The organism is Rhizorhabdus wittichii, assembly GCF_017607425.1.
Classification (GTDB): Bacteria; Pseudomonadota; Alphaproteobacteria; order Sphingomonadales; family Sphingomonadaceae; genus Rhizorhabdus; species Rhizorhabdus wittichii.
Genome location: NZ_CP059319.1, coordinates 982,464 through 1,008,480, shown reverse-complemented (window position 1 = coordinate 1,008,480; position 26,017 = coordinate 982,464). Strand labels below are relative to the sequence as shown.

The window sequence follows — 26,017 nt, the reverse complement described above, 5'->3', positions numbered from 1 at the left end:
GGACACTCCTTTCGTTCAGCTTGGGAGAAGGTTTTCGGGACGGATCGGCAGCCGGTCGACGGCGTCGCCGGCTGCATCGCCCAGCGCGTCGCGGATCGCGTTGGCGATCGCGGCCGGGATCGGGATCGCGCCGCTTTCGCCGACGCCCTTCGCGCCGTTGGGGAAGAAGGGGGACGGGGTTTCGAGATGGACCAGCGCGATCGGCGGGACGTCGGCCGCGAAGGGCAGGGGATAGTCGCGCATGCAGCCTGTGGCGGGCTGGCCGGCCGCGTCATGGTCGAGACCCTCGTAGAGCGTCGCGCCGATCCCCTGGACGATCCCGCCGATCACCTGCGCCTCGACCAGCGCCGGATTGATCTGCCGCCCGCAATCATGGCCGAACAGGATGTCGCGCACCTCGACCAGCCCGGTCTCGCGGTCGACCTCGATCTCGGCGAGCGCGACGCCATAGGTGATGGCGAGCGCGGCGGGATCGAAGCTGGCGCGGGCGTCGAGGCCGGGTTCCATGCCGGCGGGAAGGTCATGGGCGAGATAGGCGGCGCGCGCAACCCGGGCGATCGACACGCGGCGCGCGGAATCGCCCCGCACCTGCACGCCGCCCTGGCTGAGTTCTACCTCGTCCGGCGCCGCGCCGACGAGGTGCGCGCCGATCGCGCAAAGCTTCTCGCGGAGGCGGCCGGCGGCGAGCATCACCGCCGAACCGCCGATGCCGGTCCCCCGGCTGCCACCGCTGCCATAGGCGGTATAGGGGCAGGCCTGGGTGTCGCCATGGACGACGGTGACGTCCTCGTCGGGCATCGTCAGCTCGGCGGCGCAGAGCTGTTGCAGCACCCGCTCGACGCCCTGGCCCATCGGCGTCTGGCCGGTGAAGACCACCACCTGTCCGCTCGGCTCCATGCGGAGCGTGGCGATGTCGAAGCCGCCCGAGTTGATGCCGATCATGCCGCACAGCGCGGACGGGCCGAGATTGGTCGGCTCGACATAGAAGGCGAGGCCGATCCCGACGGCGCGTCCATCCGCCCGCGCGGCGTGCGCCCGGTCGACCCGCGCGCGATAGCCGAAGGCGTCGAGCGCGAGATCGAGCATCTCCTCGTAGCGGCCGCTGTCGAGCAGCAGCAGCCCCGTCGCCGATGGCGCGGGCATCGCCTCGGCGGGCACGAGGTTGCGGCGGCGCAGCTCGGCCGGGTCGAGGCCGATCTGCCGCGCCGCATCGTCGAGCGCGCGTTCGAGCGCGAAATTGACCTCGGGCGTGCCATAGCCGCGATAGGCGCCGGTCGGCGTCTTGTTGGTGACGACGACCCGTGTCGCGACATGGACGTTGGCGATGCGATAGGCCCCCGTCACCATCATCGCCCCCGCCCAGGCCGCCCCGACCGAGGCGGCATAGGGTTCTGCGCCCTTGTCGAGCGTGATCAGCGCCTTGAGGCCGAGGATCGCGCCATCCTCCGACAAGGCCAGCTCGATATCGACGACCTCGTCGCGGCCGGGGACGCAGGCGACGAACGCCTCGGCCCGGCTCTCGATCCAGCGCACCGGCGCGCGAAGCCGGAGCGCGAGGTGCGCGAGCAATATCTCCTCGCCATAGGGGCAGGACTTCGATCCGAACGCGCCGCCGACGTCGGGCACGATCACCCGGATGCGATGCTCGGCGATGCCGAGGCACCAGGCGATCGCCTCGCGCACCTGGTGCGGCCCCTGGGTCGAGCTATGGACGGTGACGCCGTCCTGCGCCGGATCATAGGCGGCGAGCACGCCGCGCGTCTCCAGCGAATGGGCCGACACCCGGCCGGACACATAGCGGCCCGCGACATGGACCGGCGCGTCCGCAAAGGCGGCATCAGGGTCGCCGCCGCTCCATTCGGCGGAAGCGACGACATTGTCGGGCCAGTCGTCGAAGAGCCGGGGCGCATCGGCGGCGAGCGCCTGGTCGATCGAGGCGATGACCGGGCGCTGGACATAGGCGATCCGCACCAGCGCGGCGGCATGGCGGGCGATCGCCTCGCTCTCGGCGACGACGATGGCGACCGGCTCGCCGACATAGCGGACCCGGCCGTGCGCCAAAGCGCGCAGCCCCGAGCGACGCTGGCCGGGGACGTCCCAGATGATCGGGGGCGGTTGGATCGACGCGAGGATGTCGGCGCCGTCGAGCACAAGCCGGACCCCCGCGACCGCCCTCGCCGGATCGGCGTCGACGGCGATGTCGGCATGCGCCTCGGCGCTGCGCACCACCACCGCGTGGAGCATGCCGGGCATCGACAGGTCGGCGACATAGCGGCCGCGCCCTTCGAGGAAGCGTCGCGCCGAGGGGCGGGCATGGCCGGGCATCGTCGCGGTCATCGGCCGCGCCCCAGCAGGTCGCGGACCGCGGCGACGATCGGCAGATAGCCGGTGCAGCGGCAGGCGACCGACGATATCCGCGCCTCGACCTCGGCGTCGCTGAGCCTCTCCCGCGCCTCGTCGCGCAGCAGCGCGGCGACAGTGGTGACGAAGCCCGGCGTGCAGAAACCGCATTGCAGCGCGTTGTGCCGCAGGAAGGCGTCCGCGATCCGTTCGAATGCCTCGCCGGCGGCGATGCCCTCGACCGTCTCGATCGCCATGCCGTCGCACTGCCCGGCCAGCGTCAGGCAGGCGCGCGCCGCGCCGCCGTCGAGCAGCACCGTGCAGGCGCCACACACGCCTTCGTCGCAGGCGACATGCGTTCCGGTCAGCCCCAGCGTCTCGCGGAGCAGCGCGGAAAGCCGGGTCGTGGCGGCCGCCTCGACCGTCACAGCGCGGCCGTTGAGGGTGCAGTTGATCAGCATGCCGCATCCTCCGCCGTCGCGATCGCCCGGCGCGCGGCGGCGAGCGCCCAGGATCGTGTCGATGGTGCATCGAAGGCCGGGGATCGCGCCGCGAGCGCGTCGAGCAGCGCGGGGCCATCCGTGGCTTCGATGCGGAAGGGCTGGCATGTTCCGCCGCTGACCGTCAGCCGGGCGCGCCCGGCGTCGAGCCGCGCGAGCGCCATCGCCAGCGACCGGCCGCCCGAGCGCCGCCGCAGGATTTCGGCGAAGCCCACATGCTCGCGCTCGGCGGGGAAGGGGAGGCGGATCGCGCGGATGAAAGCGGGTTCCCTCGCCTGACCGGTGATCAGCCGGTCCACCGGGCGGACTTCGCCCCCGGCGAGCATGACCTCGGCGTCATAGGCGAGCAGGAAGGTCGATATCTCCGAGGCCGGATCGGCGAGGGCGAGGCTGCCGCCCAGGGTCGCGCGGTTGCGCACCGCGCTGTTGGCGACATGGCCGAGACAGGCTGCCACGACCGGAAAGGCCCGTGCCAGTTCGGCCCGCGCCGCCGCGATCGTCACCATCGCGCCGATCTCGACATGGTCGGCGCGCCACTCGATCCGGCCAAGCTCGGCGATGCGGCGCAGGTCGATCAGCGCGTCGGGCGCGCCGCCCGGCCGATCGAGTTCGGGGATCAGCGTCTGGCCACCGGCGAGCAGCCTTGCGTGGCCGTCGTAACGGGTGAGCAGGTCGCCGACCTCGGCGATCGTCGTGGGCAGGAAGTAATCGGGCGCGGCAAGGACGGGAACCGGATCATCCATCGTCGCGCGCCCTCCCTCGCCATTCCCACCCCGCGGCGGTCTCCGCCATGCGCTTCATGGTCGCCATCCCCGGCCGCCAGTCAAATCGTTCTTCGGAATCCGGTGGCGACCGAAAGGATGGATCGATCGGCCTGTTCACCTGGACTTAGCCGAACGGCTAGGTTCGCATGCGCTATTGCAGGCCGGTGAAGGTTCGTCCGGTTTCGATGTGGGCGGCGAAGCCGGCGATGTCGATATTGGCCCCGCAGACGATGACGCCGACCCGCTTCCCGCGCAGGCGCTCGGCGAGCGGGCCGAGCATCGCGGCGGTCGCCGCGGCGGCGGCCGGTTCGACGGCGAGCTTCGCCTCGCGGAACAGCAGGTTCATGCCCGCGCGGAGCTGGTCGTCGGAGACCAGGACGATCTCGTCGACCGACCGGCGGCACAGGTCGAAGCTGTAGGGCAGCGAATAGGGCGGGGCGAGGCTGTCGGCGATCGTCGCGATCCGGGCATTGGCGACGGGCTCGCCCTTCTCGAAGCTGCGGCGCATATTGTCGGCGCCCTCGGGCTCGACGCCGTAGACCTTGCAATCCGGGGAAAGCAGCTTGATCGCGGTGGCGAGGCCGGCGATCAGTCCGCCGCCGCCGATCGGGCAGATCACCGCGTCGAGCGGGCCCGCCTGCTTGACCCATTCGAGCCCGATCGTGGCGGTGCCGAGCGCGGTCAGCGGTCCTTCGAACGGATGGATGAAGCTGCGCCCTTCCTCCGCCTCGATCCGCCGGGCGCGTTCGAAGGCCGATGCGCCGTCGGGGGCGATCTCGACCTCGGCGCCGAGCTTGCGGCAGCGCTCGACCCGGGCGGGGTTGGCGCTGGCGAGCATCACCACCTTGGCCGACGAGCCGAGCGACCGGGCCGCATAGGCGGTGGCGATCGCATGGTTGCCCGCGCTGACCGCGGTGACGCCCCGCGCGCGCTGTTCGGGCGACAGGCCGAGCATCACGTTGAGCGCGCCGCGCGCCTTGAAGGTGCCGGTGCGCTGGAACAGCTCGAGCTTCAGGTTGACGCGGGCGTCCGGCCCCAGCCGGTCGACGATCTCGTCGCATTGCCAGTCGAGGGTCGGGGTGGTCACGACGCGCGTGCCCAGCGCCGCGCGCGTGGCGCGAATCGCTTCGATCGTAAGCGGTGAAGTGGTCATCCGTCGATTGTGCAGCATTTCGCGCACGCGCGGGCAAGACGATCGGACGGGGCGCGGTTCCGCTCCGGTCGGCCGCTATCCGAACGGATGGATGTGGAACCGGATTTTCGGGGCATCGTGGATCATCCGGACGACGCGACCCACGCGCATCCTTCGCGGAACTTCAACAGCTATGGAGAGGGAATGGTGGACGCACTAGGGCTCGAACCTAGGACCCGCTGATTAAGAGAAATTGGATTCGGCGTCTCGCGGTGGAACATGGAGTAACCTTGGGGCACATCGTGTCACCTATGAAGTCTATGATTTCCCTTTATTTTCCTACCTTTTCCCGGCAATATCCTGAGCAAGCTGAAATGGGGCATTACTTCCGATTTGCTGCACAGTTTGCTGCACACTTGAGGCTGCTATGGCTACAAAAAAATTCTCTGATCCGTGGCTCCGAGGGCTGAAAGCTGCTGAGCCTGGGTCTCGCGATGAGTGGATGGACGAAATCGAGGCTGGGTTGATCGTTCGCGTCAATCCGAAGCGCCGGGTGTCGTTTCTTCTCATGGCGCGATTTCCAGGAGGTGATGGCACAACGCTGCACGCTAGCCGGCGTGTTCTCGGAGATTATTGCCCGGCTGACGCGAAGGACCGCGTGTATGTCGTCGCTAAGGGCGTCTGTAGACTCACACTAGACGCCGCTCGCCAGAAGGCGCGCGAATGGAAGGCGATAATCGCCGAGGGTAGGGATCCCGGCAAACCTGAGGCTGAGGCTGAGGCTGAACCTGAAGTTGAATCAGACACCATCGCGTCGGTTTTCGCCGAGTATTTTAAGCGCCATGTTATGAAAGAGGGGCAGAAAGACGGTCGCGGCAAGCCACTCGCGCCGCTGCGGTCCGCCAGCGAAATCCAACGGATATTTGACCACTACATCTTCGCCGATCTCGACGGCAATGAGCGGTGGCGCGACCGTTTGATCGCATCCATCGCCCGGCGTGATGTGACTAAACTGCTCGATACGATCCAGGATGCCAGCGGTGCAACACAATCAGACGCGGTGCTCGCTCAGCTTAGCGCGATGTTCAATTGGCACGCCGCGCGTGATGATGATTTCGTATCCCCGATCGTGCGGGGGATGAAACGCACCAAGTCATCCGAGCGGAAGCGCAAACGTATCCTCAGCGACGAGGAAATCCGAATTTTCTGGCGAGCGTGCGAGACCCAAGGCACTTTCGGCGCTTTCTGTCAGTCATTGCTCCTGACGCTCCAGCGGCGTGAGAAATTGAGACTTATGCATCGGGACTTCCTCACGTCTGATGGTTTGTGGGCGATTCCGACCGAAGATCGTGAGAAGGGCAACGCCGAGTATATCAGGCTGCCTCCTATGGTTATGCAGATCGTTCGCAAGCAGCCTACTAGTGCAAGCGCTCCCTTTATCTTCCAAGGACGCTTGAAAGGGCCGATCAATGGCTTCACCAAGGACAAGGCGGCGCTCGATGCCAAGATGGAGGAGATCGCTGGCCATCCGATCCCGCATTGGGTGTTGCACGATTTGCGACGCACTGGAAAAACACTGATGATCCGATCTGGCGTCTCCCCGCACGTCTCCGAGCGGGTGATGGGGCATGTTATACCTGGCGTGGAAGGTGTCTACGATCAGTATGAGTATCTGGCTGAAAAGACGGCCGCCCTTAGAAAGCTGGCAGCGTTGGTGGCGCGGATTCTCAATCCGAAAGACAATATCGTTTCGCTGAAGCCCGGGCTTCGATCCAAATCGCTTACCAAGAAAAAGGCCTCGGGATAGATCGAGAACCCTTTGCCCATTACCTACGGGGATCGAACCGGGCCTTCGGGGTAATACAGGGTAACGCAGGGGAAGCAAGCCCTTGATTGTCCGCCGTCAGCGCCAATGGCACAGATTTGAGGTTGTGATGTAAGGAGGATTTGGGCTTCGTCGTAGTGACGAAGGAACGAAGATGAAGCCCAAATCCTCAAGCGTAAAATCGGCCCGCAAACCCAAGGCGTCGGCCGAACAGGTGGTGAAGGATATCCGGCGCGCGACACGCCGGCATTTCTCGGCGGAGGACAAGATCCGCGTGGTTCTGGAGGGCTTGCGCGGCGATGACAGCATCGCGGAGCTGTGCCGCAAGGAGGGCATTGCCCAGGGCTTGTATTATACTTGGTCAAAGGAGTTCATGGAGGCCGGGAAGCGTCGGCTGGCGGGCGACACCGCCCGTGCCGCGACGAGCGGCGAGGTACAGGATCTGCGCCGTGAGGCGCGTGCCCTGAAGGAGGCCGTCGCCGACCTCACGCTCGAAAACCGGCTGCTGAAAAAAAGCATGATCGCGGATGGGGGAGACCCCGAATGAGGTATCCGGGATCCGAGAAGCTGGAGATCATCCGCATCGTCGAGCAGTCGCACCTGCCGGCGAAGCGGACCCTCGACCAGTTGGGCGTCGCGCGGCGGACCTTCTACCGATGGTATGATCGCTATCTCGAAGGCGGCCCCGAGGCGCTGGAGGATCGTCCTTCCGCGCCGAGCCGGGTCTGGAACCGCCTCCCCGGCGCCATTCAGGACCAGATCGTCGAGATGGCACTGGAGCAGTCCGATCTGTCGCCCCGCGAACTGGCGGTGCGCTTCACCGATGAGAAGGACTATTTCGTCTCGGAATCAACGGTCTACCGCCTGCTCAAGGCGCATGACCTGATCACCAGCCCGGCCTTCGTCGTGGTCAAGGCGGCCGACGAGTTCCATCGCAAGACCAGCCGCCCGAACGAGATGTGGCAGACCGATTTCACCTACTTCAAGATCATCGGCTGGGGATGGATGTACCTCTCCACCGTGCTCGACGATTTCTCGCGCTACATCATCGCCTGGAAGCTGTGCACCACGATGCGGGCCGAGGACGTGACCGACACGCTGCAACTCGCGCTCGAAGCCTCAGGCTGCGACCACGCCACCGTCAGGCACAAACCAAAGCTGCTCAGCGACAACGGACCGAGCTACATCGCCGGCGAACTCGCCGACTGGATCAAAGCCCATGACATGAGCCATGTTCGCGGCGCTCCGCTACATCCCCAGACCCAGGGCAAGATCGAGCGCTGGCACCAGACCCTGAAAAACCGCATCCTGCTGGAGCACTACTTCCTGCCTGGCGATCTCGAACGGCAGGTCGAGGCCTTCGTCGAGCATTATAACCATCGCCGCTATCACGAGAGCCTCGACAACGTGACACCGGCCGACGCCTATTTCGGCAGGGCCGCCGCCATTATCGAACGGAGGAAACGCATCAAGCGAAAGACCATCGAACAGCGACGCTTGCTTCACCGCAAGCTCGCCGCCTAAACATCAACCCCAGACGAGGCCCGATCTCCTCTTCTCTGCGCAACCATCTGCGCCAAATGTCCCGACGACGGACAGCGTGCATCCTTCTCGCGTCCGGGGACGGCGGGAGCAAGGCTCCCAGGCCGCTCCCGCCGCCACCGGGCCTGCGCCTTCCACCCCTTGGCTGACCTCGCGGGGCGGGCCGTTGCACTGTCCGGCGACATTCCCGCCCTCTTCGATGCTCCACTGGCGTCCCATCACAAGCTGATAGGCCGCTGGGCCACGTCTCGGGAAACGACGGCTAAACGCTATACTCGCGACCAGGCGCGCCAGCGCATCGAACGACTGTTCGACAAGGCGGTGCTCGACATTCTGGGCTCCGTCGAATTCGCGGACTTCAGGGTCGCGGTTCTTCACGGGAACGAAGGTTATCCGCCGGCTATCGCGGTGATCTGCGACAGCATGGGGCAACTCGACCTCGGATGGATCGAAGACAGCGATGCGCCCATTCCCTGGCGCGCCGCAGCCTACAAGGCCCTCGACGATATGCTGGGCCGCGCCCTTCCGATCTTCGGCTACCAGGACCTCTTCGATGAAATCTCTATGTACTATTGGGACGGCGCGACCGATGATGAAACCGCGCGGCAGTGGATCGTCGAATATCAGGGCATGGATCCTGACGATATCGAGGAACTCACTCTGCCATCCAACATGGAGTCTCGCCGGCCCGATTGGATGATCGCGGCAAACGCGGGGGCATCGGCGGAACTTCCGAACGGCTTACACCGGAAACTGGAGGAACTCCGCAAGGCGTACGCCGCTCTCGGGAAACTCCGACCGGAGCGCAGCGCCTGGCAATTCGATATCGAGATTGCCCAAGAGTATCTCCCCGGCATCGAGGAATGCTCGACATTGCCCCCGCTGACGCTCGTTCCGGTCGAGCAGTTCGCACGCGAGGTCGATGACGTCGGACGCCACGGGATGGAATACGGCTTCATGGACATCGCCGGCTTCTGCCCTTTGCCAGATTCAGTCCCGATCGACGACTGGTTCGCGTCCTTGCGTGTCGGCGCGCGGTTCCTGCTCGCCGCGCAGGACCTGATCCAGCTCGATCCAGCCAACCTTTGAGGTTCCTTATGTCCGACCACCGCACCCAGTTCGAAGCGACCGCCGGCGGCCTCGCGCTGACCAACGCCATTCTCCTTTACCGCAGCCAGCCGATCCGCAACGCCAGTCCCTATGCCACCGCTCGCGCGGGCGCCGCCGCATTCGCCAGCATCCATGCGATCGAGCATGACGATGAGGGAAAGCCGATCATCGGCGCGGGCACATCGCTGTCGCGCGCGCATCTGCGTCAATGGACCGAGGCCCTGGGCCGGACCGTTCTTCCCGAATTCCTGCCTGACAATGTGCTGGTCGCTCATCCCGACATGCTCGCATGGTGGATCCCGACCCAGGTTCGCCCGGCCTATTTCGCTCTCACGGATCCGCCCGCCGGCCTGCAGGTGCTCGCCGCGCGAACCACTATGCCGGTCCCGTATCCGCCGCATCTGTTCATCGCGACCCGATCGGGGTTCGGCGTTTACGCCTTGCCGGCAAACGAACGCCCCGGCATCGATACCCCGGTGCTGCACTCGCCGGTGCTCAATGTCTATCTCGACGGGCAACTTTGCTGGGGCAACATTCCGAAGCCAAAAACGCTGACGACAGCCTCCATCCCGGAATTCGAGCGCGGGGTGTTCGATAGCTGGTCCACCCACCCCAATCCCGGACAGGAACTGACCATCACCGGCAAAGGTGGTCTGGTTCGGCTCTGGGACGACCTCGCCGCGCGCAAGGCGAAGCGCTTTCCGGTCAGGCGTCTCAGGCCATTCGATCCCGGTCGGACACGACAGGCCTCCCGGCGAGCAACCCGGACCGATCAGATGACTCTCGGAAAGCTCCTTGCGAGAGGGGCGAACCAATGACCGTGCTTGCTGACGATCCCACTGCGGCCGCGGTCCTTGCCGCCGTGCCCTGTTATCCGGTCCCGCCACAGGGACGCTCGCCCGCCCTCGCTATGCTGCGCGCCGCCCGCGCCGGACGCGGCCTTGCGATCGGGATAGACGGCGTCATGCTCATCCTGCGCCGGCCCTGGCTGGAACTGGATTTCCCGATCACGCCGCCGCTTTCCCTCCATATGCCCTATGGCAGCACGGGCGCCTGTCGCGCCGAACTGCGCTGCGGGCTCATTCCACGCGAGCATCTCGATCATATTCTCGATCATTTTCGCGCAGCCTTGCCCAATGAAGCCGCGGCGTTCGTCCTCTGGAACGAAGCGACCCGGGAATTCGCGGTGGACCTTCCTGTCATCGACGAAGCCACACCCTCGCGCCTCGTCTATCGCACGCCGATTCCGCAGCCCGATTGGCATGTTGTCTGCGATTTTCACAGCCACGGGGTCGGTCCCGCCTTCTTCAGCACCACCGACGATGCCGATGACGCCCATGCGACGAAGATCGCGATCGTCGTCGGCCGGCTCGACGATCCCTGTGGTCCGGCGATGCTCGCGCGCCTTTGCGCCGACGGCATGTTCCTGCCGTTACCACGGAGCCCGTTTTCAGGAGACCGTCATGCCGACTGACCTCACGGATCGTCATTATCTGCCCGCCGGGTTCGATAATCGCACGATCAACATCCTGCTGGTCGGTTGCGGCGGAAACGGCGGGCAGATGCTGATGGGACTCGCCTCGCTCGACACCGCGCTGCGCGCGATCTCCTCGCGATCGCTGCATGTCGTCGTGATTGACGACGACATCGTGACCGAAGCCAATCTCGGCAGGCAGCCATATTACCGGGGCGACGTCGGCAGTTCCAAGGCCCGCACGCTCACCGAACGGATCAACCTCGCACACGGCCTGGCCTGGCAGGCAGTGCACGGCCGCGCCCCTGAAGCCATTAGTATGGATGGCGCCGACATCGTCATCACCTGTGTCGACACGGCATCGGCCCGCCGCGCGATCGGTGCCGCGCTCGCCGAATGCGGGACCGTTCCCGCCTATTGGATGGATCTCGGCAATCGCGCGAGCGACGGGCAATATCTCATAGGCTCCCCGGAGCACTGTTCCAACAAGCACCGCCATCGCCTGCCGACCGTGCTTGAATATTTCCCCGAACTCGCCGACGAAAACCTGCCCGACGACGATGCCCCTTCCTGCTCGGTCGCCGAAGCGCTCGAACGCCAGTCGCTGTTCGTCAACCGCGTCGTTGCGAGCCATGCCCTGGCGTTGTTGTTCGACCTTCTCGGACGCGGCTCCATCGGTCACGCCGGCGCATTCCTCAACCTCGCCAGCGGTCAGGCCGTCCCGATCCCGTTGCCGCGCGGCGACTGAACCTACCCGCATCACCCCGTGTCAGTCGGCCTGCACCGGCCGGAACCGCACGCCAGTCCGGCGGAGCGGCGGGAGAATCGCGCCTTCGCAAATTCACACAAGGAGACCAAACATGGCGTCACTTTCCCAGAGGGGCTGGACCCTTCATTATACCATTGGCCGGGTGCTGGCCGCCAAGGTCAGGCCGGGGGATATCGTCCCCATGCCGGGTGGGGCCAACGATTTGATGGTGCTCGGCGGACGCGCCCCGCAGCGTGCCAACGACCGCGGCAGCGTGTTCGTGCGCGATCCCCTCGCTGAGACCAGTGATTGCATGGAAATGCCGCTCCGGGCGCTCGGAATGGTTTGGATCAGCGACGCCGGTGGCTGGTCGGAGCTCCCGGCATGAGAGGGTTTCACGTCCATGTCTATACGACGATCAGGGTCAAGGTCGCGGTGACCGCCGAGGATCATGCGGGCGCGATGTTGCGGGCTGACGCGATCGTCGGACGCGGGATATTCCCCGTTCGTCTCCTTCCGAACGCCGCTGGTGTGCTGGAGGCGGAGCCGGCTGAAGAGGTCACCGGCTATCTGGTCGATGAAACCGACGATCCCGAATTCGAGAACAGCTGCTCTTACGATGCCGAATACCGGCCTTGCGGCGCGGGCGACAGTCCGGGCTGCGCCTAGAAAGGGGGAGAGGGAACAGGGGAGGGTGCTCCGCATGATGGAGCAGTCTGGAGAATCCCCATGCAAATCGAACTACGGCGTATCTCCTACAGCGCCGCGCTATCGCAGGAAACCGCGGCTTTCTCGGCGGAAGTCTGGATCGAAGGCGAACTCGCCTTTCATGCCCGAAACCAGGGAACGGGCGGAGCGGACTTCTATCACCAGGTTGGCCGGTGGACCGTGGCCGAGGTCGATGCCTGGCTCAAGGCCAACCGGCCGGTGCGCACCCTGGATGAAAATCTCGGCTGCGACCATGATCTCGAGATCGAGGTAGCCGACCTTCTCGCGCGCGAACTCGAGTCCCGGCGCCTAAAGCGCCTTTTACGCACTAACCTTCTCACAATCGAGAGTGGCCGGATATTGCAATATCCGCTCCGCAAGCGGTCGCCCGCGCCGTGCGCGCCACCAATCCCGCCGCGGTCATCGTCAACGACGCTGGCGACGAGGTGTTCGCGCGCGCGCTCGACCTGCTTCTCGCCAGCCGCTGACATTCCAGGCCGGAGATCGTCATGACCGACAGTTTCGATCCCGCCGATGCGGGATGCTGGATGGCGCGCGGCCGTCCGGCTCATCACGCCCATGCGTTGGCCGATGCCTGGCGCCGTTTCCCCGACCTGCCGAACGATGCGCCCCTCGACGCCCGCATGGCGCGTTCCCGCGAGCGGGTTCAGGCGCTTCGTCCCCTCAACGAAGCGATCGCCCAGGAAACCGAGCGCCAGCGCGTGGCCGCGAACTTTGCCTGCATCGAGCGCCAGATCGCCCAGGGCAGCACCGACAGCCGAAACCCCGCGATCCTCCATGGTCGTGACGTGCATGGCTATGGCTGGGATGCTGCCGTTGCCTACGCCGACGGACTCTACGCTGCCCGGGCGGGATGGGAATCCAGGCCGCCGTCACCGCCACGACTGGGTGATCCCGATGTCCGGCGACCTGCCTACCGCCAGGGATTTTTGGATGGCGGCGGCCAACCCGACGACATTTTCGACGTCGCCCGTCGAGCTTTCGCTGCCACACCCTCCGAGCCCAATCGCACCGAGAATGCGCAGCCGGGACGGCCGCTCCCCAGCGAGTGGTCGTACCCCACCGACGTCCCGGCACCGGCATCCTGGCATCGCCGCGTCCTTCTGCTCGGCGCGACTGAACTCGCGACGGGCACAATCGGCATCCTGGCCATGCTACGCGAACGATCCGGACACGAAGCTATCGCGCTTTATGCCGTCAGCGCCGAAACCGGGCTCCGCCCCTTTTCGCTCTCGTCCGGGCCCGCGCCGGCCGACGCGACGGTGACGCGCCAGGCTCTGCGCCAAGGCGACTATTCCGATATTCTCGTCGTCGTGGACCCCACTGAACTCGAACGGCTCGATGCGGACGCCGATATCCTCCCGCTCGCACGAACGATGGAGCGCACGCGCAATTCGGTGCTGCAACAGCGAGCCCAGTTCCGCCTCTGGCTCGCACGAGGCCGAGCGCCCGGCGATCAATTTGCCGCCGGACATATCCGATGGTCCAGGATGGCCGCCGGGCTGTCGGGCCGCCTCGGGGATTTCACCGCGCGCTATGCCGGCCCGGCGCTGCCCCGCGGCCATCGTATAGTCGTTGAGGACATAAGCGGCAGGTTGGCGCTCGGATACCGCACGCCGCTCGGCCGCGAACTCCAGCCCGAGATCGTGATCGGCAACAAGGCGCATGCCCGAACCGCGATGGCCGATCTGCTGCGCCAATATGCCGCTTCGCTTCGCCTCGGATGACCTGAGGCCTGAGACGAGGTCAGATCCAGGGCTCCCCGTCACACCCTGATCTTCGACCAGCCTGACAAGCTTGTGGGCCGCCGCGCTGCGCCCGCGAACCCATCAAAAAGGAAGCATTCCATGCGAAACAGTGCATCCGCGCTGGCTCTCCAGCTATGCCTCGACTTCGATCAGCCGGTCAGGCCGCCCGACCCGGCGCCCGCTGTCGCGCCCGATGCAGCGATCATCTCCCAGCATTGCGAGCCTACGCTCTTCTCGCTGGCGCCGGCGGAGGTGCTTGCCGGTCAGCCCCCGGTCGAACCCATCGATTTCTCCTTCGCCGCCGGGCGGATGCTGGCGTCCTCGTGGAAGGGCCGCGCGCAAGACAATGTCGAGGCGATCCGGCTGCTGAACCTGCTGGACCGCGAACAACGAGGAGCAACGCCGGCCGAGCAGGAGGCCATCGCGAAGTTCATCGGCTTCGGCGCCTCCGAGCTTGCGAACAACATCTTCGCCGATCGCGCGGGCACATTCCGCGATGGCTGGGAGGAACTGGGGCACGGCCTTGCCGCCGAAACGACCGATGCCGAACTTCAGTCGCTCAAGCGCGCGACGCAATATGCTCACTATACGCCCGAATATATCGTCCGCGCCATGTGGGACGCCGCCCGCATCCTCGGCTTCACCGGGGGCCAGGTTCTGGAACCCGGATGCGGCAGCGGTCTCTTCATGGGGCTGCGGCCCGACTGGCTGGCCAGTGACACGCTGTTCGTCGGTATCGAGAACGATCCCGTCACCGCCCGCGTCGCGAGCGCGCTCTATCCGGGTCAGATCATCCGCTGCATCGATTTCGACAAGGCGTCGCTGCCGCGCGACTTCGACCTCGCTATCGGCAATCCCCCATTCTCGAACCTCAGCATCCAGAACAAGACCAGCCTCGGCCGGCTCGGGCTGTCGCTCCACGATTTCTTCATCGCGAAATCGCTGGAGCACCTTCGGCCGGGCGGCGTCGCCCTGTTCGTGACCTCGCGCTATTCGCTCGACAAGAGCGATCCCAAGGCCCGCGGCCATATCGACGGCATCGCGGATTTCCTGGGTGCGGTGCGCCTTCCCGGCCGGGCCATGCGGCAGGAAGCGGGCACCGACGTCGTCGTCGATATCCTGCTCTTCCGCAAGCGCGAGCCTGATCTCCTCCGGCCCGGACACAATTGGATCGATCTGGCCGATGTTCCCGATAGCGACGAGGGTGAGGGACCGCTGCGGATCAACCGCTATTTCCTCGACAATCCCGCTCATGTGCTTGGGGCTCATGAATGGAAAAGCGGCCAGTTCGGCATGGACTATACCTGCGCCGCCGAGCCGGGTGTCGACATCGGGCAAGCTCTCACGACCACCCTGTCGGCAATCGCATCCCGATACGAAGGCGCCTGCCGCCCCGTCCATCGCACGACGTCGCTGCGTGACCGGGTCGACGTGTCGCTCGACATTGAGATCGGGACCGCTGCCGATGAAGCCGAGTTCAAGGAAGGCAGCTATCTCGTTTCCGGCGGTGTCCTGCACCAGATCGTCGACGGGATGCCGGCCATCGTCGACGTCAAATCGGGGCGTGGCACCACTGGCCTGTTTGTCAAGCACGCGAGCATCATCAAGGCGCTGATCCCGATCCGCGATGCGGTGCGCGCGATCCTGCGGGCGCAGCTGAACGACCAGCCCTATGCCGCGTCCCAGGAAAAGCTGCTCACGCACTACAGGCAGTTCACCAGGAAGTACGGCCCGATCAACCGGACGATCACCAGCATCCGCACGGATCCCGACACCGGCGCCGAGAAGGAATATCAGCGTCGCCCGAACCTCCAGCCCTTCCTCGACGATCCCGACGTCTGGCTGGTCGCGTCGATCGAGGCCTATGACGAGGCGAGCGATACCGGCACGCCGGGCGCGATCTTCACCGAACGTGTCGTCAAGCCGCCGGTCGCCCATGAAATCCGCTCGGCGCAGGATGCGCTGGCGGTGTCGCTCCACGAGCGCGGCCGCGTCGATCTCCCGTTGATCGCCGGCCTGCTCGGCGTCGCGCAAGCCGAGGCGCTCGCGGACCTTGCCGACGATATCTATCTGGACCCCGTCCGCACCACGCCCCACTTCGACCACTGGGTCACCGCGGACGAGGCCCTTTCAGGCCCCGTGCGGACCAAGCTCGCCCTTGCCCGCGAGAAGGCCGAAACCGATCCGCGCTTTCATGCCGTCGCCATCGCGCTCGAAGCGGTCCAGCCGGTCGACCTCAAACCCAGCGAGATCACTGCGCGTCTCGGCGCGCCCTGGATTCCTACCAGGGTCATCGAAACCTTCGTCGTGGAAATCATGGAGGTCGAGACCACCATCTTTCATACCGTCGATATTGCGAGCTGGACTGTCGACAAGGCCCCGTTCGCGGGACATGTCAGTTCCACCTCGACCTGGGGCACGGCGCGCCGAGGCGCGGCCGACCTGCTCGAAGATGCCCTCAATTCTCATATCCCCAAGATCTACGATGTTCACCGCGAAGCTGACGGTTCGGAGCGCCGCGAGCTCAATGTCACCGACACCGAAGCCGCGAAAGAGAAGCTTGCGAAGATCAAGTCGACCTTCGAGACCTGGGTCTGGCAGGACAGCGAACGCGCTGATCGCCTGGTCCGCATCTACAACGACGCCTATAACAACCTCGTTCCCCGGACCTTCAACGGCAAGCATCTGACGCTGCCCGGCGCGTCGACCGCCATCCAGATGCGCGATCACCAGAAGCGCGTCGTCTGGCGGATCGTCGCCGCAGGCTCGACCTATGTCGCCCATAGCGTCGGCGCGGGCAAAACCTTCAGCCTGTGCGCCGCCGTGATGGAGCAACGCCGTCTCGGCCTTGCCAACAAGCCGATGATGGCGGTGCCCAATCATTGCCTCGCGCAGATCGCGCGTGAGTTCCTGATGCTCTATCCCACCGCGCGCATCCTGGTCGCCGACGACACGAACTTCATCAAGGAGAAGCGGCGGCGGTTCCTGGCCCGCGCGGCGACCGGCAACTGGGATGCGATCATCATCACCCATGATGCGTTCAAGTTCATCCCCACCCCGGCAGCCTTCGAAAAGCAGCTGATCGAAGACCAACTCGCCAGCTACGAGGGGCTGATCGCGGGCATCGACAATGACGATCGCGTCTCGCGCAAGCGGGTCGAGCGCCTCAAGGAGGGGCTCCAGCGGCGGCTTGAGAATCTGCAGTCCCGCAAGGACGACCTTGTCCATATCGGCGAGATCGGCATCGACCAGATCCTGGTCGACGAGGCCCAGCAGTTTCGCAAGCTCACCTTTGCGACCAATCTTGGCGACCTCAAGGGCGTCGACCCGGCCGGCTCGCAGCGGGCATGGGATCTGTTCGTCAAGGGTCGATACCTTGCCGGCATCAATCCCGGCCGCGAACTGATCCTGTCGTCGGGCACGCCCATTACCAACACGCTGGGCGAAATGTATACGCTGCAGCGCTTCATGCAGCCCGATGAGCTACAGGCCAAGGGCTTGCATGAGTTCGACGCCTGGGCCGCGAACTTCGGCGACACACGCACCGAACTCGAACTCCAGCCGAGCGGCAGCTACAAGCCGGTCACGCGCTTCTGCGAATTCGTCAACGTCGCCGACTTGATGGCGATGTATCGTAGCGTCGCCGACGTCGTGCTCAAGGACGATTTGCGCCAATATGTCCGGCTGCCCACCATCAAGGGCGGCAAGCGCAAGATCATCGTCGCCCAGTCCGGGGCGCCCTTCAAGGCCTATCAGAAGGTGCTCGCCGGACGCATCAAGGCGATCGAGAACCGCAGCGGGCGCCCCCAGAAGGGCGATGATATCCTCCTTTCGGTGATTACCGACGGGCGGCATTCGGCGATCGATCTCCGCTTCGTCGATCCCATGATGGGGAACGAGGAGGGCAACAAGCTCAATCTCCTGATCGAGAATGTCTACAGTATCTGGCGCGATACGAGCGGCAATCGCTACACCGATCCGGAAACCGGGCGACCTTATCCGCTGCCCGGCGCCGTGCAGATGATCTTCTCCGATCTCGGCACCGAGAACGCCATCGAGACACGCGGCTTCTCCGCCTATGTCTGGATCCGCGAGCAGCTGATCGAGATGGGCATACCGGCCGATCAGATCGCCTTCATGCAGCATTACAAGAAGAACAGCGCGAAGCAGCGCCTGTTCAACGACCTCAATCAGGGGCGCAAGCGCATCCTCATCGGGTCCACGCCCACCATGGGAACGGGCGTCAACGCGCAGCAACGCCTCAAGGCCCTGCATCATCTCGATGTTCCCTGGATACCCTCCGATATCGAGCAGCGCGAAGGCCGGATCGAGCGCCAGGGCAACCAGAACGACGAAATCGAGCTATACGGCTACGCGACCAGTGGCTCGATGGACGCGACCAACTGGCAGATGCTCGAAAGAAAAGCCCGCTTCATCAACATGGCGATGTCGGGTGATCGCTCCATTCGCCGGATCGAGGATGTCGGCTCCAACGTCAATCAGTTCGCGCTCGCAAAGGCGCTGGCGTCCGGCGACGATCGCCTGATGCGCAAGGCTGGGCTCGATGCCGAGGTCGCAAGGCTCGAGCGCCTGCGCGACGCGCATATCGACGACCAGTATAATATCCGCAGGACCATCAAGCGAACCGCGGACGCCATCATCGACGGCTCCAGTCTGATCGCGAAGCTGGAAGCCGATATCGCGCGCCGGGTTCTTCCGCGTCACGACGAGGTTCTGTTCGATTGCGGCGGCACCATGGTCACCGACCGCAAGGCCGCCGGCGAACGCATCCTGCGGCAGGCCTTCGAGTTGCGGCTGCACGGCGGCCGGGCACGCCAGTTGCTCGGCACCGTCAACGGCATCGATGTGGAGCTCTCAGGCTACGAGGCTGTCGACGATGATGGCGAGCGCGGTATCCGCACGTCCGTCGCGGCACTGCACCACGGCGAGCGCAATGCGTTCGAAGTATCCGACAGGACGCGATGGACCACGGCGTTGGGCCGGCTCGAATCCTCCATTCTCAATCTCGACGCTGATCTTGCGGCCGTCCAGGCCGATCTCGAAGCGAACGAGCGGCGCCTTCCGGCTTTCGAGGCGCGTCTCGGCCAGGAATTTCCCGATGCAGCCTTGCTGGAAGACAAGCTGCGGGAACTCGCGGAACTGGAGGCCGATCTGGCGACGACGAAGGGCGAATTCGAGCCGGGGAATGACGAGGACGCAACCTTGGCACCGCCTTTCGGCAACGAAAGTGCGGTTCCGCAAGCGGCATGACGGTCTCGACCATTGGACGGGACGATTCCGCGCGCACTCCTGGCGACGTTGGCAATGCGACAATAGCGGTCGTGTCGGTCGGCACCAGCTGCTTGAGCCATGGAAAGGGATTGAGATGGGCTCACCCTGGGCTGGCCAATTTCCATTGTGCGCTTTCAAGGCGTACATTCTTGACGGGGCACTATTCGATCATGTACTAATTGAAACTGTACAAACGGAGGCGTGCAATGCCGCGAGCTGTGGTGGAAGACAATAGGCGCATGAGCCTGCGCATACGACCGGAGCAAAAGGCTTTGCTCGCCCGGGCGGCGGCGCTCAGACATACCGATCTGACGACCTTTGTCACCGGTTCGGCGCTGCGCGAGGCCGAGAGCGTAATCGAAGAGGCGGAGCGGACCAAGCTGAGCGAACGGGACAGCCTGCTCGTTCTCGATCTGCTCGAAAATCCCCCTCCGGCGAATGCAAAATTGCGCGCTGCCATCGCCGCGATGCCCAAGCTCGCATGAGACTTCCGTCCTGGCACGAGGACGCGATCGCAAAAGCGCATGACCGAGCTTCCTTCGACTGCGGTGACAATGATCTGAACATCTTCTTGCGGCGCTATGCCCGGCAAAGCCATGAGCTGGGCGGGGCCAAGACGTTCCTTGCCGTCGACGACACCGACAACAAGACGATTCTCGGTTTCTACAGCATCGCTCCTGGCAGCATGGACCATGCCGACACGCCCGAACTTGCGAGGCGGGGCCTCGCCAGGCATGAAGTGCCCGGTTTCCGGCTCGCGCGGCTTGCAACCGATATTCGGGTGCAGGGGAACGGGCTTGGGGGGCAACTTCTTGGCGCCATCGGCCGCAGATGCATTCGCGTCGCGGCAGAAGTCGGCGGGGTGATGCTGATCATCGACGCCAAGAACGAGCGGGCTGCCGCATGGTATGCCAGCTATGGCGCCATAACACTGCACGACAAACCGCTGACCCTCATATTGCCTTTTGCGACACTTGAACGTGAATTGAGATCAGCGGGTCAATTGTAGGCGCCTGGTGCGCGATACACCGGTCAATTGCATTCGCGTTCGACGTGAATGCCGCATCGGGGCCATTCGTATGATGACATCCGAGCCGAGGCCCCGGAAATTTGAGATACGCCCCACGTTCGTTCACGAACCGGGAATACATGGCGCGGGCTTGACAGATAGGCGGCAAGCGATCCGTTCAGATCATTCGCTTAAAATGTCCGATGAGGAGGCGCTGTCCGCACAAGCCTCTGGTAAGAAAATTCCCAAGATAGTTTGCGATTTGAAAACAGTTGCACGTGCGGACATGTTATAGGCGACCTATGCTGCTGGCCTCTGGCACCTGGAGGTGAATCATGCGGCATTCGAACATCATCGCAGCCGGCCCGGAGCGGGATCGCGCGTTGGAAATGATGGAGCAGGTGCTGGCCATCATGGTCGCGCACCATGACGACGAAGGCGCGATCGCACTGCAGGCAATCATGGAAAGGACGATGGGCACGCACGCCGATCCGGAGCAGGACGGCGAGATATGGGATATGATCGAGACGCTGCCCCATTTCACCGAGCGCGTGCTCTATCTCCATCGGCTGAACGGCCTCACCATCAGCCAGATTGCTCGCAGGCTCGGGCTGAACCGGAAGGAGGTAGCGGAGCGGCTGTCCCTGGATTTGCAACTCGTTCGAGGCGCGCCGTAAACGCTTGGGCTTTCCGTCCGTCCTCGGTTTGGCGATGCGGCGGCACAGTCTCCTGCCGGTTTCAGAAAACCGCCATCCGCGTTCCCACTATCCGAAATCTTTTCCTGAAATCCATGTGAGGAAAGGGGAGATTGCCATCGCGACACTGGCTTACCCGGCCATTGCTCGACCAGGTTTCCAGGGGATGGCGGTCGCAAGGTAAAACCGCACGGAGATGCCGACAGCCTTTCGCGCAAGGTGGCCGCTCAGGGCGATGGCGAACATCGCGACGGCGAACGCGGCCGAGCAATCTCCCCCGCCCCGTGCGGCCATAGGGAGTGAAGGGGGAAGTAGGGAAGGGAGCAGGCGCGTGTGTCCAAATGGGCCACGGACCACCACACCCCGGTTTTGCGCGGCGTGGGCTCTCCCTTCTTCGGAGACGTTCCCCATGACCACTCCCAGATCCGCGCCATGGACGGCGCAGGAAATCGCTACGCTGCGCGCCTGGTATCCGGCCGAAGGGCATAGCGTTGCGCAGCGGCTGCCGGGCCGAAGCATCCATGCCTTGCAGGTCAAGGCCCACAAGCTCGGCCTGAAGACAGCCCATAGAAATGCCGCGCCCAGACCGCGCCTTGGTGGCGGGGATCTCGACGAAGCCATCCGACTGCGCGAGGTCGAGAACTGGTCGTTCAGCGCCATCGGCAAACATTTCGGTATCTGCGAAGCCAGCGCCTGCAATGCGGTGACGATCGCCCTTTGTGTCCGGCGTGGATATCGTCCCGCAGAGCGCGATCAGCATGGCCGCCTGACGGCCGAGGGCATCGAGCGGCTGCGCTATGCCTTGAAGAAGGGTTACAAGGGCATCGACATCCAGTTGCGTCTTGGCGTGTCGGCGGCCTGCGTATCCGAGCAGCGCCGCCGGTATAACCGTGAACTGCTTGCCCGCGGCAAGGCACCGCTGCCGCCGCCGGGCGGCGGTCAGGCCTATAGTGGCGTGAAGCTGTCGCCGGCGAAGCGCAGAAAGGTCGAGGACCTCTTCCTGCAGGGGCTTGGCACTCAGAAGATCGCCGATCGCACCGGCGTGTCGCGGACGAGCTGCACGCGCATCAGGGCCCGGCTTTTGCGGCGCCTGCGCCGCAAGGGAGAAACGCTCCCCGGATGCGATGCCGCCGGGGTCCGGCATGTTCATGCCCAGAGCGCCCGTTTCGTCACCGATGAGCAGAAAGACCTTCTGCGCGCGATGCTGCTCGATCACGTGCCCGTCCAGCGCGCCGCGCGCGAACTCGTGATCGGCGCATCGAGCGCCTATCGTCTTCGGGATGCATTTGCCGCCGAACTGGCGGGCGAAGGACAAGTGTTGCCGCCCCCCAGACGCCCCGGCCGGGCTCGCCATGCGCCGGTGCGTAGCTCGTCATGGCCTCCAGCTTCGCCTCGGGAGATCTATGCGTTCCGGCGTCTGCTCGGCACGATGGCCTTCGACGAGGCGAAAGCGCACTGGGAGGAAACGCGGCGAGCAGAGGCAAGGGCGGCACGCGATGCCGCCGCGACCCGCAAGCTCACGTTCGAAGAGCAGCTTGCCAAGGTTGCGTCCGGCGAACTGGGCATCACACGCGGCTTCGTTCGCAACCATCTCGAACCGCGGCGTCCCCTGCAGGTGACCATCGCGTGATCGCGACCGGTGTCGGCGCGCCCGTGCCGCCGGCATCTCCCGGCCGATCTTGTCAGTGCGCTGGCGTTCGCGCGCGGACTGGGCTGCAATTATCTGATCCTGGACCGCGACGCGTCCACGACCGATCGGCTCGCCTGCTACGAATGGTGACGGCCTGATCGAGGGGAGGGGGAAGGAGTGAGGCGGGCGTGATGATGCGCTCAGGTCTCAGGAGCAGAACCCCATGTCCTATGACGCCGCGTTTCGCTTTCAGCAGGCGCTCGACCCTTCCGCGCTGACCACGCTTGCCGGAGGGCTGAATGTCCTGATCCAGGCAATCGACGAGTGCCATCGCAACCATATTGACGTGGAGCGTGATCCGGCCGTCCTGTTGCTGGTGCGCCATCTCGGCAACATAGCAACCGAGAACCGTCCGCCCCAGACCGAGTTGCGCCGTGCCTGCGTCGAAGCCGTCGGCGCCGCCGAACGCACGCCTATCCTGGTGACGCTTGCACGGCGCGGGGTCGACTATGACAGCGAGGCGAAGGCCATTTTTCACCAGGAGGGCCGCGCCGCACTGCGACGGCTCGCCGAGGCGCTCGGCCTCCAACGGAACGAATTTCAGATTCGTTCAAATATGGCTGGGGGCGCCTGCTCGGGTGAAATTATTCTTCACGCCGCCCATCTCTATATCCAGCTCGATCTGGGCTGCATGGGCCCCGGCCACGAGGTGATGTTTCGTAGCTGCAAAGGCCGCGAGGATTATGTCGGCGGCCGCAATCACTTCGCTTCCGTGGCGGAGCTGATCGAGCCCGCTAGGCTCGCCGAACGTATCCGCCGCGACCTCGATCTTCCCCAACCGGACGCCGCTGCAACCCGGCTCTTCGCCTGAGGACAATCATCATGGAAATCATCGTCACCCGTTCCCGCATCGCGGGGACGCTGCCGCACTATGTCTATCGCGCGCTGGTCCCTGCCGACAAGGTCGCGGCCGAACGCCGGGCATTGACCGGCACGGTTGTCGGGCCGAAACATGTCGGGCGTCTCCCGTGCGTTCGCATCTCTCCGTTGCTGGCGCCCGATCGCTATTACGCGATGCCGCATGCCGAGCGGGCCGCGCTTGCCTCCCGCATCGCCGCTCTGGGACGCCGGATCGAAACCTTGATCATCCAGGCCAGCTTCCCGGAGATGACCGCGGCCTTCACACCCATCGTCTTCCAGCTCGATGCCGATCCCGGTGACGCCTTCACCTGGATCGACATCGATGATCTGACGGCTGCTTTCGACCGCCTCGAGCCGCGGTTCGCCGACCTCACCGCCTTTGATCTCGGCCTTTCCCAGGACGCTGCCCGCTGCGCCGCCTGATGCCCGCACCGATCCCGCATCCTCACTATCCGGAGAATTCGACATGGATATTTTCGTCGCCAACGGAACGCATTTCTCGCAACCGTCCAAAATCACGAGCTATCACACCAGCGAACGCGAAGCCCGGATTGCCGCGACCCGGTTGGTGAACCAGCTTCGCGCCGACCTCGATTCCGAGGCCCTGCCGCCGATCGACGTCGGCAGCTGGGAGATGGGGCTGATCGCGGCGCAATGCCGTCACCTCGCCGCGCTCGGCATCGACATCAGCGACATGGACCATGACGACCTCGCGGATGCGGCCGGCTGCGATGTGTGGATCGAAAAGGCCGACCTCCAGGGGGTAACGGTTCTCGCACTCAACGATCGGGAACTCTCGACCGTGCTTGCGGCATTGCGTGACCACCAGCGATGCCACTGTGGGGCCGACCTTGACGATGTCGCCAGCAATCTCGGTCGGCATGAGCCGCTGACTTCGGATGAGATCGATGGCCTCTGCATGCGGATCAACGGCGGTGAACTGACTCCACAGGAAGCCAATGTCGTGATCGAACTCGATGGCGGTCTTGTCCAGGGCATCATCGCCGACAGGCCGATCACGGTGCGTGTCGTCGATTATGATGTCGAGGGCGCCGATCCCGATGATCTCCTGCTGGTCTCACGCGACAATGGCGATCCCGTCCCTGCCTCCATCAGCAGTTGGGCCGTGGAGGACGCCTGCATCGATCCGGATTGGATAGCCCGCCTCGATGCAGCCAGTGCCTCGGACGGCCGAGCCACGGCACAAATGGCAGCGGAGTGACCGCCATGGGCGTTATCGGACATAACTACATTCGCAAGGTCGAGAACTTCGACGGCTATGAGGTTCTCGCGCACCCGCTTGCCCATCGCGACGATCGCGTCTTCCATCGCGGTGAAGCCGAAACCTCCCGCGTCTCGATCACCTATGCATCGCATGATGTGCAGATAGCGCGACCGACAGGTATCGGAAGCAGGGGTCGCATTGCTATCCTGATGCACAGCGGTCTGGGTTGCCGCGTGCTCGAGTTCTACGAGAGCGCCTTGCCGATCGCCACAATATTGCTCTCCCTTCCGGAGCGCGAACAATATGCCCTTGCCTATGCGCTCTTCGAGCAGGCCGATGAATGCGCTGGCGGCGCTCGTGCGGCCGAAGCGCAACGATGGGCCGATGCGTTCGTGGACGGACGCATTCGCAAACGCCGCAGCGGCGGCAGGCGCTATGTCCATATCGAGACGCCAGACGAGAAAGCGCTTCGGCGTTCCTAGCCGCGGTTGGGGATACCGTCTGCACGACTGCCGGGTCCCGGCCGATTTCTGCGCTCATCATCCCGGCGGTGAGCCGGTGTATTCACCCGTTCCGAAAGGCCATATTCCATGGACAAACCATCTTCGTCGACGAGCATGTCGCAACTGCCGATCATGACCCGTGCCGATGCGGAAAGCATCGGCTTCGCGACCTTCAACCATGTTCCGACCTTGCCGGTCGATATTCCGGACGGCGGCTTCACCATCAGCGCGAAAACCAGCGAGGGGCTGCGCGTCACCTTCTATTTCGGGCCATACCACACAGGCGGGCCGCCGCGCTTCATCGACATCCAATATCGAGATTCGGCGATGACCGTACCCGGAGGCGACGGATCGCCGGTGCCGGTGTTCGATATGCTGACGATCGCGGAGAAGGGGATTCACCGCTACGACAGCCGCAAGGCCGATACTTCCGAAAAGCCGTCGATCGCTGTCGTGCTGCTCGAAACGCCGGAAACCCGCGGTGAATGAGGTCGTCGTCGAATTCGCCTGAAAAGGCGCCTGAAGCTGCCCATCCCGAAATCCTGGCGCGAATGGTTGGGCGCGCCGGTCGTGCCGCCCGCGCCGCGGGCCATCCCTTGCCACCCACCATTTCCACAAGGAGCATCTGCATGACGACTACCGACATCGATACCGCGACCGCCGAGCAACTCGCGCCCATCCTCTACGCAGCCATTCAGCGCCTCGGCCAGCTCGGCCGCACCGGGGCGGTCGCGCTCGCCGCGTTGGTCGAAGACGACGACGCTGATTTTGAGGAAGCCTCGAGCTGGATTGGCGACATAGCCGCAGGAGACCTGCGCGAATAGCCCATC

The 26,017-nt window shown here is 64.7% G+C and carries 26 protein-coding genes; 21 read left to right on the top strand and 5 right to left on the bottom strand.

Annotation, left to right across the window (positions count from 1 at the left end; genetic code table 11):
* Positions 1-15: 15 nt before the first annotated feature.
* From HRJ34_RS04930 to HRJ34_RS04915, 4 genes are all read right to left on the bottom strand, one after another.
* A complete protein-coding gene (locus HRJ34_RS04930) occupies positions 16-2,337 on the bottom strand; it encodes a xanthine dehydrogenase family protein molybdopterin-binding subunit (protein ID WP_208633476.1) in 2,322 nt (773 codons plus the stop codon).
* Positions 2,334-2,801: a (2Fe-2S)-binding protein gene (locus HRJ34_RS04925; RefSeq protein WP_016744416.1), complete on the bottom strand. Its 468-nt coding sequence runs from the start codon at positions 2,799-2,801 to the stop codon at positions 2,334-2,336. Before HRJ34_RS04925 ends, HRJ34_RS04930 begins: the two co-directional genes overlap by 4 nt.
* The gene (locus HRJ34_RS04920; RefSeq protein WP_208633475.1) at positions 2,795-3,583 is read right to left on the bottom strand and encodes an FAD binding domain-containing protein; all 789 of its coding nucleotides are present in this window, start codon (positions 3,581-3,583) and stop codon (positions 2,795-2,797) included. Before HRJ34_RS04920 ends, HRJ34_RS04925 begins: the two co-directional genes overlap by 7 nt.
* 172 nt (positions 3,584-3,755) lie before the next feature.
* Positions 3,756-4,757: a threonine ammonia-lyase gene (locus tag HRJ34_RS04915; protein ID WP_226949050.1), complete on the bottom strand. Its 1,002-nt coding sequence runs from the start codon at positions 4,755-4,757 to the stop codon at positions 3,756-3,758.
* Between the two features lie 406 nt (positions 4,758-5,163).
* On the opposite strand from HRJ34_RS04915, the gene HRJ34_RS04910 reads away from it, so the two are divergent.
* The 8 genes from HRJ34_RS04910 (at position 5,164) to HRJ34_RS04875 (ending at position 12,104) form a co-directional block, all read left to right on the top strand.
* The gene (locus tag HRJ34_RS04910) at positions 5,164-6,543 is read left to right on the top strand and encodes an integrase family protein (protein WP_226949049.1); all 1,380 of its coding nucleotides are present in this window, start codon (positions 5,164-5,166) and stop codon (positions 6,541-6,543) included.
* Positions 6,544-6,715: 172 nt separating this feature from the next.
* A protein-coding gene (locus tag HRJ34_RS04905; RefSeq protein WP_150289884.1) for an IS3 family transposase occupies positions 6,716-8,085 on the top strand; the annotation gives its coding sequence in 2 pieces (ribosomal slippage) (positions 6,716-7,070 and positions 7,070-8,085; 1,371 coding nt in all).
* 159 nt (positions 8,086-8,244) lie between these two features.
* Positions 8,245-9,192: a hypothetical protein gene (locus HRJ34_RS04900; protein ID WP_021688196.1), complete on the top strand. Its 948-nt coding sequence runs from the start codon at positions 8,245-8,247 to the stop codon at positions 9,190-9,192.
* A gap of 8 nt (positions 9,193-9,200) precedes the next feature.
* On the top strand, positions 9,201-10,031 hold the full coding sequence (locus HRJ34_RS04895; RefSeq protein WP_021688195.1) for a PRTRC system protein B: 831 nt from the start codon (positions 9,201-9,203) through the stop codon (positions 10,029-10,031).
* Positions 10,028-10,687 (top strand): PRTRC system protein A, encoded by a 660-nt coding sequence (locus HRJ34_RS04890; RefSeq protein WP_021688194.1) that lies wholly within the window; start codon positions 10,028-10,030, stop codon positions 10,685-10,687. Before HRJ34_RS04895 ends, HRJ34_RS04890 begins: the two co-directional genes overlap by 4 nt.
* Positions 10,677-11,435: a PRTRC system ThiF family protein gene (locus HRJ34_RS04885; protein WP_021688193.1), complete on the top strand. Its 759-nt coding sequence runs from the start codon at positions 10,677-10,679 to the stop codon at positions 11,433-11,435. Before HRJ34_RS04890 ends, HRJ34_RS04885 begins: the two co-directional genes overlap by 11 nt.
* Before the next feature lie 112 nt (positions 11,436-11,547).
* Positions 11,548-11,823 (top strand): hypothetical protein, encoded by a 276-nt coding sequence (locus tag HRJ34_RS04880; protein WP_013846907.1) that lies wholly within the window; start codon positions 11,548-11,550, stop codon positions 11,821-11,823.
* Positions 11,820-12,104 (top strand): hypothetical protein, encoded by a 285-nt coding sequence (locus HRJ34_RS04875; protein WP_021688191.1) that lies wholly within the window; start codon positions 11,820-11,822, stop codon positions 12,102-12,104. Before HRJ34_RS04880 ends, HRJ34_RS04875 begins: the two co-directional genes overlap by 4 nt.
* A gap of 99 nt (positions 12,105-12,203) precedes the next feature.
* Here the strand turns inward: HRJ34_RS04875 and HRJ34_RS29140 are convergent, their stop codons facing one another.
* Positions 12,204-12,398, bottom strand: a complete 195-nt coding sequence (locus HRJ34_RS29140; RefSeq protein WP_226949048.1) for a hypothetical protein — start codon at positions 12,396-12,398, stop codon at positions 12,204-12,206.
* Positions 12,399-12,652: 254 nt separating this feature from the next.
* On the opposite strand from HRJ34_RS29140, the gene HRJ34_RS04865 reads away from it, so the two are divergent.
* From HRJ34_RS04865 to HRJ34_RS04810, 13 genes are all read left to right on the top strand, one after another.
* Positions 12,653-13,891: a hypothetical protein gene (locus tag HRJ34_RS04865; RefSeq protein WP_021688189.1), complete on the top strand. Its 1,239-nt coding sequence runs from the start codon at positions 12,653-12,655 to the stop codon at positions 13,889-13,891.
* Positions 13,892-14,011: 120 nt separating this feature from the next.
* On the top strand, positions 14,012-19,183 hold the full coding sequence (locus tag HRJ34_RS04860; protein ID WP_030090518.1) for a lactate dehydrogenase: 5,172 nt from the start codon (positions 14,012-14,014) through the stop codon (positions 19,181-19,183).
* Between the two features lie 260 nt (positions 19,184-19,443).
* Positions 19,444-19,689 carry a type II toxin-antitoxin system TacA family antitoxin gene (locus HRJ34_RS04855; RefSeq protein WP_021688187.1) on the top strand — a complete coding sequence of 82 codons (246 nt, stop codon included), beginning with the start codon at positions 19,444-19,446 and terminating at the stop codon, positions 19,687-19,689.
* Positions 19,686-20,213, top strand: coding sequence for a hypothetical protein (locus HRJ34_RS04850; RefSeq protein WP_030090520.1), 528 nt, complete (start codon positions 19,686-19,688; stop codon positions 20,211-20,213). The genes HRJ34_RS04855 and HRJ34_RS04850 overlap by 4 nt, the downstream gene beginning before the upstream one ends.
* Before the next feature lie 335 nt (positions 20,214-20,548).
* Entirely contained in the window at positions 20,549-20,890 is a 342-nt protein-coding gene (locus HRJ34_RS04845) for a sigma factor-like helix-turn-helix DNA-binding protein (protein ID WP_021688185.1), read from the top strand.
* Positions 20,891-21,317: 427 nt separating this feature from the next.
* Positions 21,318-22,538 (top strand): hypothetical protein, encoded by a 1,221-nt coding sequence (locus HRJ34_RS04840; protein WP_021688184.1) that lies wholly within the window; start codon positions 21,318-21,320, stop codon positions 22,536-22,538.
* Positions 22,539-22,547: 9 nt separating this feature from the next.
* Positions 22,548-22,688 (top strand): DUF5983 family protein, encoded by a 141-nt coding sequence (locus HRJ34_RS29710; RefSeq protein WP_157034366.1) that lies wholly within the window; start codon positions 22,548-22,550, stop codon positions 22,686-22,688.
* 73 nt (positions 22,689-22,761) lie between these two features.
* Complete coding sequence (locus HRJ34_RS04835; RefSeq protein WP_021688183.1) at positions 22,762-23,409, top strand: hypothetical protein; 648 nt, start codon at positions 22,762-22,764, stop codon at positions 23,407-23,409.
* 11 nt (positions 23,410-23,420) lie between these two features.
* Positions 23,421-23,882 carry a hypothetical protein gene (locus HRJ34_RS04830; protein ID WP_021688182.1) on the top strand — a complete coding sequence of 154 codons (462 nt, stop codon included), beginning with the start codon at positions 23,421-23,423 and terminating at the stop codon, positions 23,880-23,882.
* A gap of 43 nt (positions 23,883-23,925) precedes the next feature.
* Positions 23,926-24,681: a hypothetical protein gene (locus HRJ34_RS04825; protein WP_021688181.1), complete on the top strand. Its 756-nt coding sequence runs from the start codon at positions 23,926-23,928 to the stop codon at positions 24,679-24,681.
* A gap of 5 nt (positions 24,682-24,686) precedes the next feature.
* Entirely contained in the window at positions 24,687-25,166 is a 480-nt protein-coding gene (locus HRJ34_RS04820) for a hypothetical protein (protein WP_021688180.1), read from the top strand.
* A gap of 135 nt (positions 25,167-25,301) precedes the next feature.
* Positions 25,302-25,676, top strand: a complete 375-nt coding sequence (locus tag HRJ34_RS04815; protein ID WP_047170220.1) for a hypothetical protein — start codon at positions 25,302-25,304, stop codon at positions 25,674-25,676.
* Positions 25,677-25,816: 140 nt separating this feature from the next.
* On the top strand, positions 25,817-26,011 hold the full coding sequence (locus HRJ34_RS04810) for a hypothetical protein (protein ID WP_021688178.1): 195 nt from the start codon (positions 25,817-25,819) through the stop codon (positions 26,009-26,011).
* Positions 26,012-26,017: the final 6 nt, after the last annotated feature.